The sequence below is a fragment of the Anaeromonas gelatinilytica genome (assembly GCF_016820635.1).
Lineage (GTDB): Bacteria > Bacillota > Clostridia > Tissierellales > SIT17 > Anaeromonas > Anaeromonas gelatinilytica.
The window spans coordinates 1-14,165 of sequence record NZ_WSFU01000088.1 but is presented as its reverse complement, the minus strand read 5'-3'; the positions used below and the strand labels follow the sequence as shown (position 1 = coordinate 14,165).

At 26.8% G+C, this 14,165-nt stretch carries 17 protein-coding genes; 15 read left to right on the top strand and 2 right to left on the bottom strand.

Features of this window, described 5'->3' with window-relative positions; translation table 11 throughout:
* Nucleotides 1–10 precede the first annotated feature (10 nt).
* From ruvX to GOQ29_RS06970, 13 genes are all read left to right on the top strand, one after another.
* Nucleotides 11–424, top strand: a complete 414-nt coding sequence (gene ruvX, locus GOQ29_RS07030) for a Holliday junction resolvase RuvX (RefSeq protein WP_203371939.1) — start codon at nt 11–13, stop codon at nt 422–424.
* A gap of 12 nt (nt 425–436) precedes the next feature.
* Nucleotides 437–676 carry a DUF1292 domain-containing protein gene (locus GOQ29_RS07025; RefSeq protein WP_203371938.1) on the top strand — a complete coding sequence of 80 codons (240 nt, stop codon included), beginning with the start codon at nt 437–439 and terminating at the stop codon, nt 674–676.
* Between the two features lie 7 nt (nt 677–683).
* Nucleotides 684–1,373, top strand: coding sequence for a DNA/RNA nuclease SfsA (gene sfsA / locus GOQ29_RS07020; protein ID WP_252187551.1), 690 nt, complete (start codon nt 684–686; stop codon nt 1,371–1,373).
* 89 nt (nt 1,374–1,462) lie between these two features.
* Entirely contained in the window at nt 1,463–1,900 is a 438-nt protein-coding gene (locus GOQ29_RS07015) for a Fur family transcriptional regulator (protein ID WP_203371936.1), read from the top strand.
* A gap of 135 nt (nt 1,901–2,035) precedes the next feature.
* The gene (locus GOQ29_RS07010; protein WP_203371935.1) at nt 2,036–3,700 is read left to right on the top strand and encodes a ribonuclease J; all 1,665 of its coding nucleotides are present in this window, start codon (nt 2,036–2,038) and stop codon (nt 3,698–3,700) included.
* A 63-nt stretch (nt 3,701–3,763) separates the two neighbouring features.
* Nucleotides 3,764–4,075 carry a LysO family transporter gene (locus GOQ29_RS07005; protein WP_203371934.1) on the top strand — a complete coding sequence of 104 codons (312 nt, stop codon included), beginning with the start codon at nt 3,764–3,766 and terminating at the stop codon, nt 4,073–4,075.
* The gene (locus GOQ29_RS07000) at nt 4,065–4,658 is read left to right on the top strand and encodes a LysO family transporter (protein WP_203371933.1); all 594 of its coding nucleotides are present in this window, start codon (nt 4,065–4,067) and stop codon (nt 4,656–4,658) included. The genes GOQ29_RS07005 and GOQ29_RS07000 overlap by 11 nt, the downstream gene beginning before the upstream one ends.
* Before the next feature lie 147 nt (nt 4,659–4,805).
* A complete protein-coding gene (gene mltG / locus GOQ29_RS06995) occupies nt 4,806–5,831 on the top strand; it encodes an endolytic transglycosylase MltG (RefSeq protein WP_203371932.1) in 1,026 nt (341 codons plus the stop codon).
* Nucleotides 5,832–5,901: 70 nt separating this feature from the next.
* Nucleotides 5,902–6,546, top strand: a complete 645-nt coding sequence (locus GOQ29_RS06990; RefSeq protein WP_203371931.1) for an O-methyltransferase — start codon at nt 5,902–5,904, stop codon at nt 6,544–6,546.
* A 2-nt stretch (nt 6,547–6,548) separates the two neighbouring features.
* On the top strand, nt 6,549–7,778 hold the full coding sequence (locus tag GOQ29_RS06985; RefSeq protein ID WP_203371930.1) for a peptidase U32 family protein: 1,230 nt from the start codon (nt 6,549–6,551) through the stop codon (nt 7,776–7,778).
* A gap of 5 nt (nt 7,779–7,783) precedes the next feature.
* The gene (gene udk, locus GOQ29_RS06980; protein WP_203371929.1) at nt 7,784–8,416 is read left to right on the top strand and encodes a uridine kinase; all 633 of its coding nucleotides are present in this window, start codon (nt 7,784–7,786) and stop codon (nt 8,414–8,416) included.
* A gap of 59 nt (nt 8,417–8,475) precedes the next feature.
* Entirely contained in the window at nt 8,476–10,104 is a 1,629-nt protein-coding gene (locus GOQ29_RS06975; protein ID WP_203371928.1) for a peptidoglycan D,D-transpeptidase FtsI family protein, read from the top strand.
* A 72-nt stretch (nt 10,105–10,176) separates the two neighbouring features.
* On the top strand, nt 10,177–10,689 hold the full coding sequence (locus tag GOQ29_RS06970) for a sigma-70 family RNA polymerase sigma factor (protein ID WP_203371927.1): 513 nt from the start codon (nt 10,177–10,179) through the stop codon (nt 10,687–10,689).
* Here the strand turns inward: GOQ29_RS06970 and GOQ29_RS06965 are convergent.
* A complete protein-coding gene (locus GOQ29_RS06965; protein WP_203371926.1) occupies nt 10,623–12,170 on the bottom strand; it encodes a recombinase family protein in 1,548 nt (515 codons plus the stop codon). The genes GOQ29_RS06970 and GOQ29_RS06965 overlap by 67 nt on opposite strands.
* Before the next feature lie 322 nt (nt 12,171–12,492).
* Between GOQ29_RS06965 and GOQ29_RS06960 the strand changes: the two genes are divergently transcribed.
* Nucleotides 12,493–12,717 (top strand): hypothetical protein, encoded by a 225-nt coding sequence (locus GOQ29_RS06960; RefSeq protein WP_203371925.1) that lies wholly within the window; start codon nt 12,493–12,495, stop codon nt 12,715–12,717.
* Between the two features lie 65 nt (nt 12,718–12,782).
* Here GOQ29_RS06960 and GOQ29_RS06955 read toward each other — a convergent pair whose 3' ends face one another.
* Nucleotides 12,783–13,016 carry a hypothetical protein gene (locus GOQ29_RS06955; protein ID WP_203371924.1) on the bottom strand — a complete coding sequence of 78 codons (234 nt, stop codon included), beginning with the start codon at nt 13,014–13,016 and terminating at the stop codon, nt 12,783–12,785.
* A 326-nt stretch (nt 13,017–13,342) separates the two neighbouring features.
* Here GOQ29_RS06955 and GOQ29_RS06950 point away from each other — a divergent pair, with 326 nt between their 5' ends.
* Nucleotides 13,343–13,795 (top strand): hypothetical protein, encoded by a 453-nt coding sequence (locus GOQ29_RS06950; protein ID WP_203371923.1) that lies wholly within the window; start codon nt 13,343–13,345, stop codon nt 13,793–13,795.
* The last annotated feature ends 370 nt before the right edge of the window (nt 13,796–14,165 follow it).

Below are 14,165 nucleotides of genomic sequence, written 5' to 3'. Positions count from 1 at the left end.
GGAGGATGATATGCAAAGGTTATTAGGGCTAGATGTGGGAGATAAAACTATTGGTATAGCAGTAAGTGATCCATTAGGATTAACTGCTCAAGGAATTAAGACTATTAGAAGAACTAGTATTAAAAAAGATATTAAAGAAATTATAGAAATCATAGAAGAATATAATATAGTGAAATTAATAGTGGGATTGCCTAAAAACATGAATAATACTCTAGGGCCTCAAGGGGAAAAAGTATTTAAATTTGTAGAAAGATTAAAAGAAAAAAAGCAGATTGAAATAATATATCAAGATGAGAGATTAACAACGGTATCTGCTCAGAAAACATTAATAGAAGCAGACATGAGTAGGAGTAAAAGAAAAAAAGTTGTAGATAAATTAGCAGCAGTTTATATATTACAGACTTATTTAGATATGAATAAATAGGAGGAGTTAATTATGGAAGAAAAATATGCATTTATTGATGAAAATGGAAAGGAGCATAATTTTGAAATTATTCATCTGTTTGAAGCTAAAGATAATGAATATGCAGTTGTAAGGCCAGAGGATATTGAAGAAGGATTGTTATTAAGATTAGAATATGATAAAAATGGAGAAGGTTTTTTAATTGAAATTGAAGATGAAAATGAATTTAATGAGGTAAGTGAAATATATATGCAAATTATTGATGAGGAATAATAAGAAATTGGTTAATATTAAAGGTAATTTAGTAGAGGGAAAATTTATTAGTAGATTAAATAGGTTTGTAGCTGAAATATCCATTGATGGAAATATTTATTTTTCTCATGTTCCTAATACTGGAAGGATGAAAGAGTTGTTAATTCCTGGAGCGAGAATAATTGTTAGAAAGGTCAATAATTTAAACAGAAAAACTGAGTTTGATTTATTAATGGTATATCATAATAATATTCTAGTTTCGATAGATTCTAGTATGCCAAATAAAATATTATATGATGCTCTAATAAATAAGGAGATATCTTTTTTTAGAGATTATATGGAAGTTAATAAGGAAGTAAAATATAAAAATAGTAGATTTGATTTAAGTTTAAAAGGTAAAACAAATACTTTAATTGAGGCTAAATGTGTGACTTTTGTAGATAATGGAACAGCTAAGTTTCCTGATGCACCGACTACAAGAGGGACAAAACATGTATTAGAGCTTATAGAAGCTACAAAAGAAAATTTTAATGCTGCGATTATTTTTATTATTCAAAGGAATGATGCAGAAATTTTTTCTCCCAATCATCAAATGGATCCTAAATTTAGTGAAGCTTTAAAATTGGCGGATCAATATAATGTAAAAATAAAGGCAATTAAATGTCATGTAAATAATAAAAATATAAAACTATGGAAAGAAGTTAAAGTGAAATTATGATTATCAAATGATATTTATTTGCATTTAACATTGACATTTCCATAATATAGATATATTCTATAAATATAATAATAAAAGCAGGTGATTTAATGGAATCATTATTTGATATGTTAAGAGATAAACTTAAAGAAAAAGGATATAAATTAACAACTCAAAGAAGAGTTATTTATGATGTATTTATAGATAATCAAGAAAGTCATCTTAGTCCAGAAGAAGTTTATGATATGGTTAAAGATAAATATCCAGAGATAGGGTTAGCTACAGTATATAGGACGTTACAATTATTTGAAGAATTAGATGTTATTTATAAATTAAATTTTGATGATGGCTGTAATAGATATGAGTTAAATACTAATACAAATCATCATCAGCATCATCATTTAATATGCATGGAATGTGGTAAAGTATCAGAAGTTGAAATTGATTTGTTAGATAAATTAGAAGAGAAGGTTGAGAAAGAGAGTAAATTTAAAATAGTAGATCATAATGTTAAATTTTTTGGATATTGTGAGGATTGTCAAAAGTAAAAATTATGGCTGGAAATATAATTGAAAAGCTTTATTAAGTCAATATAATTTAGGATACATTGATGGATATAATAAAAATAGTAATGAAATATGAAAGGTTATGCAATAGTGGATTTATTAAAGGAGAGTGATAAGGTGGGAAAACAAACACCAAAAGTAAAAATAATTCCGTTAGGAGGATTAGATGAAATAGGTAAAAATATTACAGTTATCGAATATAAAAATGATATTATAGTTGTAGATTGTGGAATAATATTTCCAGAGGATGAAATGTTAGGTATTGATGTTGTAATACCAGATATAACATATCTTGAGAAAAATGAAGAAAAAATAAGAGCTATTGTATTAACTCATGGACATGAAGATCATATTGGAGCGTTACCTTATGTATTAAGAAAATTGAATGTACCAGTTTATGGAACAAAATTAACATTAGGTTTAGTAGAGAATAAACTTAATGAAAAAGGAATGAAAAATACTACTTTGAATATAGTAAAGCCAGGGCAAAAGACAAAATTAGGATCAATGGTTGTTGAATATATAAGATCTAATCACAGTATTCCAGATTCAGTTTCTTTAGCTATCCATACTCCGGAAGGTGCAATAGTTCATACAGGAGATTTTAAAATTGATTATACTCCAATAAATGGTGAAATGATAGATTTAAATAGATTTGCTGATTTAGGGAATAGAGGAGTATTAGCATTATTGGCAGATAGTACTAATGTTGAAAGACCAGGGTCGACAATGTCAGAAAAAACTGTAGGAAATACTTTTAATGATATATTTATGACAGCTGAAGGAAGAATAATAGTAGCTACATTTGCTTCAAATGTTCATAGAATTCAGCAGATTATAAATTCAGCGATTATATTTGGCAGAAAAATTGTTGTTTCAGGTAGAAGTATGATAAATGTTGTGAGGGTTTCAACGGAATTAGGATATTTAGATGTTCCCGAAGGAACTATTATAGACATTAATGATATGGATAAATATCCGGATAATAAGATTACTATAATTACTACAGGTAGTCAAGGAGAACCTATGGCAGCTTTATCTAGATTAGCTTCTTCTGACCATAGAAAAATGGAATTGATTCCAGGAGATTTAGTAGTAATATCTGCAACACCGATACCAGGCAATGAAAAGACTGTATCAAGAGTTATAAATCAACTTTTTAAGCAAGGAGTTAATGTTATATATGAAGCTCTAGCCGATGTACATGTGTCTGGTCATGCTTGTCAAGAGGAATTAAAATTAATGCATTCTTTAGTTAAACCTAAGTATTTTATACCAGTACATGGAGAATATAGACATTTAAAACAGCATGCTCGGTTAGCTAATAATTTAGGTATGGATAGAGATAATATATTCATACTTGAAAAGGGAACAGTGTTAGAATTAAGTAGACATTCAGCTAAGGTTAGTGGAAGTGTTCCATCTGGAAATATTTTAGTTGATGGTCTAGGTATTGGCGATGTTGGAAATATAGTATTAAGGGATAGAAAACATTTGTCTGAAGATGGATTAATAGTTGTAGTCGTAACTATTACTAAAGAAAATGGTAAGGTTGTATCAGGACCAGATATTGTTTCAAGAGGGTTTGTTTATGTAAGAGAATCAGAAGATCTAATGGGAGAAGCTCGAAATATTGTAAGAGATGTATTAAAAGAGTGTGAAAAAAATCAAATAACTGATTGGTCAACTCTTAAATCTAGTGTTAGAGATGCTTTAAGGAATTTCTTATATCAAAAAATCAAGAGAAATCCTATGATTTTACCAATAATCATGGAAGTTTAAAAATGATAGTCACAGTAAAGTCTGTGATTATCATTTTCAATTATAATTAAATGGGGGAAATAAATGGGTTTACGACTAATCATGTACTTAGTAATTATATTTTTAGGTGGTATAGTAGGATATAAAAGACTTGTACATAAAAATATAATGGGAAAAATGAATTTAATACAGTCTATATGTTTATTATTTTTACTATTTATAATGGGTATAAAAATAGGTGGGAATGAAGATGTAACGTCCTCATTTTTTAGACTAGGATTTCAAGCAATTATTATTTCAATATTTTCAATAGCTTTAAGTATATTGTTTATTATGATTATAAAAAAATTTATGATAAATGATGGAGAAAAAGAGGAGGGAAAAAATGAGTTTTAGAATAATATTAGCAGTATTAGGGGGAATATTATTAGGATATTTTTTTTCTCCTGAATTTATACTATCAAATTCAGATATAATTATTGATATTGGATTATGTCTTCTTCTATTTTTTGTGGGAATAGATATTGGAAAAAATAAAGAAGTGTTGCATAGAATCAAGGAAATGGGATTTAAAATTTTATTAGTACCATTGATGATTATACTTGGTAGTATATTTGGTAGTATATTAGCAGGTTTTATAATAAAATTACCTGTAAATGAGTCAGGGGCTGTAGGAGCTGGATTGGGATGGTATACATTATCAGCAATGATGCTTACTAATTATTCTTCTGAACTTAGCACATTAGCTTTTTTAACTAATGTGGTTAGAGAGATATTAGGATTAATGATTATACCTTTTGTGGCAAAACATATTGGATACTTGGAGAGTATAGCTCCAGCGGGAGCTACAGCAATGGATACATCATTACCATTAATATCTAAATCTACTGATTCTAAAACAGCAATTGTATCTTTTATTACAGGGATGATTTTATCTACCGCAGTGCCTATTTTAGTACCAATAATGATAAGTATATAAAGTTAGTGATTTATAAATATTATGTGAGATGTATAGTGAAAACAGGAAATCGATTAAAACCGAATTCCTGTTTTATTCAATTACTTGAAATTTTAAATATAAAACTATATAATGAAAAATATATAAAATTGTCGAGGTGTGAGTATAATGAAGATGATATGGAAAATTTTTATAGTTTTTTTAATTATCATAATAGTTGGGGGATTAGGATCTAAATATTATTATGAAGTTAACACAAAACCAGTTGTGACTGATGGTGAGATAGAATCAATAGAGATAGAGATACCTAATGGTAGTTCTACTGAAAAAATAGCTTCTATATTAGAAGAAAATAATCTTATAAGGAATAAGAATATATTTAGAATTGTTTCTAAAATTAAAGGAACAGATGGTAAATTGAAAGCAGGTTTGTATGAAATTAAAGCCACTATGACTCCAGAAGAAATTTTAGATAAATTAGTAGAAGGTGGAACAAATAGTAGTGCAGTTAAGTTTACTATACCAGAAGGTTACACAATTGAAGAAATGGCAGAGAGACTTTCTGATGAAAAGATTGTGGACAAGGATAAATTTTTAAGTTTAACTGATGATGTTGAAAAATTTGCAGAGGATTATGAATTTTTACAAGATGTTCCTGATAATATGAATTTAGAGGGGTATTTATTTCCGCAAACATATGAAGTATATCCAGATACTTCTGAGGAAGATATAATCAGAAAAATGTTAGATGAATTTAATAAAATATATGTAAAAAAGTTAAAAGGTGAGAGTTTTAAACAAAATTTAAATATTAATGAATTAGTTACTTTAGCATCGATAGTAGAAAGAGAAAGTAAAATGGATGAGGAAAGACCTAAAATTGCAGAGGTTTTTTATAATAGATTAGAAATGGAGATGAAATTACAGTCTTGTGCAACGGTTCAATATATATTAGGGGAAAGAAAGGCTAATTTATCTATTGCTGATACTCAAATAGATTCTGTTTATAATACGTATATGAACGTAGGATTGCCTCCTACACCTATTGCATCTCCAGGTTTAGATTCAATTGAAGCTACGATTAATCCTGAAGAACACGATTATATATATTTTGTCTTAAAAAAAGATGAAAGTGGAAAACACTTCTTTACTGATGATTATGATGAATTTTTAAGTGTAAAAAATAGTAATTAATGTTTTTTAAATAATAATAGGTGGTATAATAAACTACGTATTATTATTTTTATGTCGAGGGGAGATATTTTTGAGTAATATAAATAAAGAATATATAGAAGATTATATAAGAGATATTATACCTGAAAGAACAGAATTTTTAAGAACTTTAGAAAAATATGCTGATGAAAATCGTGTGCCTATTGTTCATTCTGAAGTAGCTGAATTTTTAAAAGTAATAATAAAAATAAAAGGTGCAAAAAAAATATTAGAGATTGGAACAGCTATTGGATATTCAGCTATAATAATGGCTTCTAGTATGAATAAGGGAAAAGTGATTTCCATAGAAAGAAGAGAGGATATGGTTAAGTTAGCAAGGGAGAATATCAATAAATCTCAGATTGGTGGAATAGATGTAATTCAAGGAGAAGCTCAAGAGGTACTATATAATATAAATGAAAAATTTGATATTATATTTATTGATGCGGCTAAAGGTAAATATATGGATTTTTTACCTTTTTGCATTGATATGTTAGAAGATAATGGAATTATAATTTCTGATAATGTGTTATTTAGAGGAATGGTTGCTAATGATGATTTAGTTATAAGACGTAAAAAGACAATAGTAAAAAGAATGAGAGAATATCTTAAATATATATCTAGGCATCCTAAACTTATTACAAGTATAATACCAATAGGTGATGGTATGGCTATTTCTTATAAGGAGGATAAGTAAAAATGACTGATATTGAATTATTAGCTCCAGCGGGTGATTTAGAAAAACTCAAAATAGCTATTATATATGGTGCTGATGCAGTTTATTTAGGAGGAGAAGAATTTGGTTTAAGAGCTAAAGCAAAAAATTTTGATATTGATCAAATAAAAGAAGGTGTAGAATTTGCACATAAAAGGGGAAAAAGAATATATGTTACTTTAAATATTATACCTCATAATGAAGATTTAAAAGGGTTAGATAGTTATGTTCTTAAATTACAAGATATAGGAGTAGATGCAGTTATAATATCAGATCCTGGTGTTTTTTCAATTGTAAAAGAATTAGTACCTAATATGGAAATTCATTTAAGCACTCAGGCAAATACTACTAATTTTAGTACTGCTAATTTTTGGTTTAAACAAGGAGTTAAAAGAATAGTTTTAGCTAGAGAATTATCATTAGAAGAAATTAAAGATATAAAGGAAAATACACCAGAAGATTTAGATATAGAAACTTTTGTACATGGTGCTATGTGTATTTCATATTCAGGTAGATGCTTATTGAGTAATTATATGACAGGTAGAGATGCAAATAGAGGGGAATGTGCTCAAGCATGTCGATGGAAATATAATTTAGTTGAAGAAAAAAGACCTGGAGAATATTATCCAGTATATGAAGGAGAAAAAGGAACATATATTTTTAATTCAAAAGATTTATGTATGATAAATTATTTACCTGAAGTTATTAATGCTGGAGTTAAAAGTTTAAAAATTGAAGGACGTATGAAGAGTTCTTATTATGTAGCTACAATAATTCGCTCTTATAGAATGGCAATTGATTCTTATCTTGCAAATTCAAATAAATATAATTATAATGATATGTGGTTAGATGAAATAAAAAAGGCAAGCTATAGAGATTTTACTACAGGATTCTATTTCAATAAACCTACTGAAGAAGATCAATTATATGGAAGTAGTTCATATATAAGAAATTATGATTTTCTTGGTTTAATTTTGGATTATGATGAAAAAACTCAAACAGCAACGGTAGAACAGAGGAATAGAATATTTGATAATGATGAAGTAGAAATATTTGGTCCTAATAAAGAGTTTTTTGTTCAAAAAATTAATAGAATGTGGGATGAAAAAAATAATTTAATAAATGTAGTACCTCATGCTAAACAAATATTTAAAATTAAAGTAGATAAACCTGTAGAGAAATGGGATATGATAAGAAAAGCAAGAGAGGATTGATGTTTTTGAACAAATCAGTATTAATAGGAATAACAGGAGGAACAGGATCTGGTAAGAGTACTGTAGCTCAAGCTATATTTAACTCATTACCTCAGGAAAATATTTTAATAATAGAGCAAGATTCATACTATAAAGATCAAAGTCATTTAGAATTTCAAGAGAGAACAAAAACAAATTATGATCATCCTTTAGCTTTTGATAATGATTTATTCATCAATCATTTAAAAAAGTTAGCAAATAAAGAGAGTGTACAAAAGCCAATATATGATTTTGAAAAACATAATAGAAAAGAAAAAACAATAGAAGTTAAGAGTAAGGATATAATTATAGTTGAAGGGATTATGATTCTAGAAGATAAAAGAATTAGAGATTTATTAGATATAAAAATATTTGTAGACACTGATTCTGATGTTAGGATAATTAGAAGGATCCTTAGAGATATTAGAGATAGAGGTAGAACTTTAGAGTCTGTAATAGAACAATATCTTAGCACAGTTAGACCTGCACATTTACAATTTATTGAACCAACTAAGAGATATGCAGACATAATAATACCAGAAGGTGGTTTCAATACAGTGGCTATAGGTTTGATGGTTACTAAAGTGAAGTCTATAATCAGAGAAAAACAATTAAAATAAAATTATAGCTCCATGATATTTTGGAAATACTTATAATAAAATATTATGGAGGTTTTTTTATGTTTTCTTTGGAAAAAAGATTAATTAATTTATATAGAATATTTATTATAATTTTTCTAATAATAATTTTAAGAACATTTTGGATACAACTTGTTAAGGGACCAGAGTATAAAGAAAAAGCTGAAAGTCAACGATATTATGAGATATCAACTTCTTATAATGGGACTATATATGATAGGAATATGATTCCTTTAACTAATAGAGAAAGTCAGAAATACTTATATATACCAAGGTATAATTTAATTAGCGATGAGAATTATTATAATGAATTATTAGAAAAAATAGATTATTCTGAAGAAAAATTAAAAAAATATATGGAAATTGAGAAAGATAGAATAATAAAAGTTCCAATAAAAGAGAATATTGATGATGTTAATATAAAAAATACTTTTGTATTAGAAGAATTAAAAGAGTATAATGATGAAAATATTTTAGCTCATGTAATAGGATATATTAATGAAAATGGAGATGGGATTGGAATTAAAAAAGCATATAATGAAATTTTATCAAAAGGAGAAAATAATAAGTTATTATTAACATTTGATGGTAAAAACAGGATATTATATGATAAAGAAAATTATATACAGGCTAATAAAAATAAAGATAACATAAGAAATTCTATTCAATTAACTATAGATTATGAAATACAAAAAATTGTAGAAAGTGCAATGGAATCTAGACAATATTATGGTTCTGCCATAGTAACAGATGTAGAGTCGGGAGATATACTAGCCTTGACAAGTCAACCAGATTTTGACTTAAATGATATAGCAAGTAGTAATAGATCTAATGATAATGCTCAAATGAATAGAAGTATTAAATTTCGTTATTATCCTGCCTCTATATTTAAAACAATTGTTTTATTAAGTGCATTGGAGAATGATATTGATTTAGATGAGAAAATGATTTGTGAAGGATCTATTGAAGTTAATAATCAAAAGTATTCTTGTCATGATGATATTGTTCATGGAGAGATAACATTAAAAGAAGCTTATGCTGAATCATGTAATACAATATTTATTCAATTAGCTGAAAAGTTAGGAGGAGAAAAGATAATTGAAACAGCTAAAAATATTGGTTTAGATGATATTGTTGATATTGGTTTAGATGGAGAAGTAACAGGAATAATATCTTCTTTAAACGAAGTAAGAGGTGCAGGAATAGGAAATTTAGCTATAGGGCAAGAACATATTCGATTAACTCCTATTCAAATTAATAATATGACAATGATAATTGCTAATGATGGTATAAGGAAAGATTTATCTATAATAAAAGGATATGCTACAAATAAGGGAAAGGAATCTAAAAAATTTAATAGAAAAGAAGATAAATGGTTAATAAATAGCAAATATACACAAATCATAAAAAAATATATGGAAGAAGTTGTAAAAAACGGAACTGGAAGTGAATATATTGGTGGTAATATATATGGAGGAGCTGCTGGGAAAACTGGTACAGCAGAAAAGGAAAATGGTAGTAATGATGGATTGTTTACTGGATATTTTCCTATAAATAATCCTAAATATGCAATAACTATAGTTGTGGAAGATATTGGAGATAAATCTGGAGCAAGTACAGCTGGAGTTGTTTTTAATGAAATATTAGAAGAAATAAATAAATTAAAATAATAAGACGTGCACATTTTTCAAATACAATCATATTCTATAATATGACTTAATATTTTGGAGGTGTGCGTATTAATGTGGGCTTCACTTCTATTTACTATTTTAGATTTAGTTAGACCCGTATCATTTTTTTTAGGGTATATTTCTAATAATAATTCTTTTCCTCAACCATTAAGTAAAGAAGAAGAGACTAGATATTTAATACTTCATGAACAGGGTGATGAGGAGGCAAAAAACATATTAATAGAACGTAATTTACGTTTAGTGGCACATATCGTTAAAAAGTATCATAATACAGGAAGAGAAGTGGATGATTTAATATCTATTGGTACTATAGGCCTAATAAAAGCTATTTCAACTTTTGATAGAACTAAAGGAACAAGATTAGCCACCTATGCAGCAAGATGTATTGATAATGAAATTTTAATGTGTATTAGATCAGATAAAAAAATTAAATCAGAAGTTTATCTTCAAGAACCAATTGGAGTAGATAAAGAAGGTAATGAATTGCCACTAACAGTTTATCTACCATTAGTGGCATCAGAAATTTTAGGAGTTAAAGTGAGTGTAAATTCATCATTTCTTTGACTTTTTTTCTTATAATAAATAGCATATTCGAGAACTGATTTAACAAGTTTATTTTTCTTTTCTGGGCTTTTAGTTTTGTTATATAGAGCTAATACATTCTCTACCTTAGGAATGATATCTTTTTGAGTTTTTAATCGATTTTGAGCCTGCTTAATATCTTTCTGAGTAGATTTTATATTATCCTCTAGCTTTTGAATATTATTTTGTATCACTTCAGATCTTTCAAGATAAGTATCTATATCATAGATACCTCTTTCTAATAAATTATGTAGATTATTTTTTTGCTTAATAGTCTCTTTTAGTTCTGATTTTAAATTCGAGAGAGCTTTTATATATACATTTACTTTATTATTATTTACTTTATTTAAATTCTCATTTTCCCATTGTTCCTGGTACTCTACAAGCCATGTTTTCAAGCTATTTAACATACTTTTTTCTATATATTTTAACTTAGAAGATTTATTACCACATTTATTATAACACATTATTTGATCGTCTTTATTAGGATAAGGCCTGAGTATCATTGATGATCCACATATTTGACATTTGATTAATCCAGCAAGAGGATTAATAATACTATTTTCTAGTCTATAGGGAACATGAGATTTATTTTTAAGTATTCTTTGAGCAGTTTCAAAAACTTCTTCTGAGATTAAAGCTTTATGTTTACCTTCAGCAATAATCCATTCATTCTTAGGTCTTTGTTTAACGTCTTTTGTTTTTCCAGGAGTAGTTGATTTTTTGATGCTTTTTTTCTTCCATATAATTTTACCACTGTATACAGGATTTCTTATTATATTTAATACAGAAGAAGAGAACCATTTTTTATTTTTATATGTTTTATAGCCCAACTCGTTCAATTTGTTAGCTATTTTACTTCCACCAATGCCTTTTTTGGTATATAATTCAAATATTAATCTCACTACTTCAGATTGTTCAGGGTGGGGAATAAGAGTTCTGTAATTATTATCATTTTCAATTAAATATCCATAGGGAGGGTTTGGACTAATATAGTTACCATCTTCAAGAGATCTTATTCTACCTCTTTGAAGTCGTCTATTAATTAGTTTTAGCTCTTTTCTAGCCATAAAAGCTTCAAATTCTGAATATTCTTCATCCCATTCATCTTTAAGGTCATAGATTTTTCTAGGAGTTATTATTCTAGTATTAGACTTTTTAAAAGTATCGAGAATTAAACCTTGCTCTTGCATATTTCCACGACCAAGTCTATCTACATCCATACACAGAACAGCATCATACATATTATCTTCAACTTCTTTAAGTAATTCTAACATTTCAGGTCTATGTACCATGCTTTCACCTGATACAATTTCTTCTCGAATTTTTATAATATTTAGATTCTGATTATTAGCTACTTTAAGAAGTATTTTCCTATGTTTGGATAATGTTTCACTATCACTATGAGCCTCAGCCTCTTCATCAGACCTAGATTTTCTGAGATATATAGCAACTCTGTCCATAAAATCACCTCAATTTAATTTTATGATTTATTTTGAATAATTATTAATAAGATTGGATGGAAAGAAATAATTTTTATATAGAGATATTTAAATGAAGAGAATATAAGGAAATATCAAATAGAGCTCTATATTATCAAGTTTATTTTTTAACCTGTTAAAGTTATAATGAGTTTCTTCTCTAAAATCATTTAAATTATTTTTCATATCTTTAATTTCATTATTGAGTTTTATAAATTTTTCTTGACATTACCTGAGTGGCAAACTATAAATGTTTAATAGTACAATCTAGACCCCTCATAAAATTAAGCAAGGGGGAATGTTTATGCAAGAACAAAAATATGCAGCTACTTACAAAATAGGTAATAGCATTGTTCATATAATAGCTCCAGATCCAAATATGCCTAAAGAAAAGATAGAGAGGATTCGTAGGGAAATGAGAGAAATAGGATGGGAGATATGGAATGAATTGTCTTATGAGGAAAAATTAAAGATAAATGCAGAATATGAAAATAAAAAAGTAGAGATAAAGGAGAAAGCTGAAAAATAAGATAGTAGTTTTTTATTTTCCCTTTCTATGAAAATTTTACCATAGAAAGGGAAAATAAAAAATTACTAATCAATTATTTTAGTAATACAATTAAAATATTGATTTACTAAATCAGTACTATATTGATTGATTAGTAATAAAAGTTCTTTAAAGTTATTTAGTAGATTTTGATAATCATCATGAGATAAATCTAACTCATTGATATGTTTACTGAAAACTTCAAAGAAAAGTTCTTGATATTTTAGATCAAGATCATCTTTAGTTTTGTATAAATCTAATAATATTTCTTTTCTGTTCACTGTTAAAACCTCCCTTCATAGGAAAGTTTAACATATTCTAAAAAAGAGAAAATTCGATAAAATGAGGTTTTAAATTGATTAGATTTGATACCATGATGACATGAAAAATATCACTTTTGAAATTGATTTTAACTAATATTAAAAAAATTTATATAAAAAAGTACAAATGATAATAAATGACAAAAATTTCATATTTTTTATGGTAGAATATAATTGAAATAAAAAAATATTAAGGAAGGTGTTGTAAATGAAAAAAGTTTTAACTATTATCCTTGTTTTTGCTATGATTATTAGTATGAATAGTATATCTGTATTTGCAGGAAAGGATGAGAAAGATTTTGACTCATTATATAGCAACACAAAAGAAATTATTTCTACAAAAATTTCCTTTTGACGGCCAAAAAAATAAAAGATTTAATATTGATAATTATAACCTTAAATCTAAAAAAAATAATAAAATTATTAAAATAAAGAAAGAAAAAAATGACTTAGAATATGATAGTATGTGTTTTACATTAGTTTTTAATAAAGGGCTTACAAATAGTGAAGTAATTGAGGTAGCAAGTAATTATGGATTTACAGCTTCACAAACCTCTTTTTTATATAATTATATAACTTCTGATATAGGTAAAGATCATTCTATGTATATGCAGATTTTTTATTCTATGATGAATCCTAGGTATACTTATTATATAGATATATCAGGAACAAAATATAGTAGTGAGGTTACTTATATTGGTGGTAGTTGTACTTGTGAACTACCATCGAGACAAGCATAAGGGATTTTTTGAGCTATTTCTATAAATGAAAAAGATATTGAACAAAAATTTGGAGAAATAACTGAATCTATTTCATCAAATAAGAAACTAGAAAAGAATGGTAGTTCAAACATTTTTGAAAAAGGAAGTTCTATATACAAAATAAAAAATGAACATTAAAAAAAATAATAGTTATAAAATATAAAGATGAATTTTATGTTTGTATAATTAAACGATAGAATTATATTATTTGACCAAGGTTAATAATCTTGGTCTTTTTTTATTGTCTAGGAAAGTTAATTTAACAAAAGTTTTAGACTATTGATAGACACGAGGGTTAATAGTTACAGAAAATATTGGAAGACAATAAAAAAGAGGGGTTGTAGGGTAT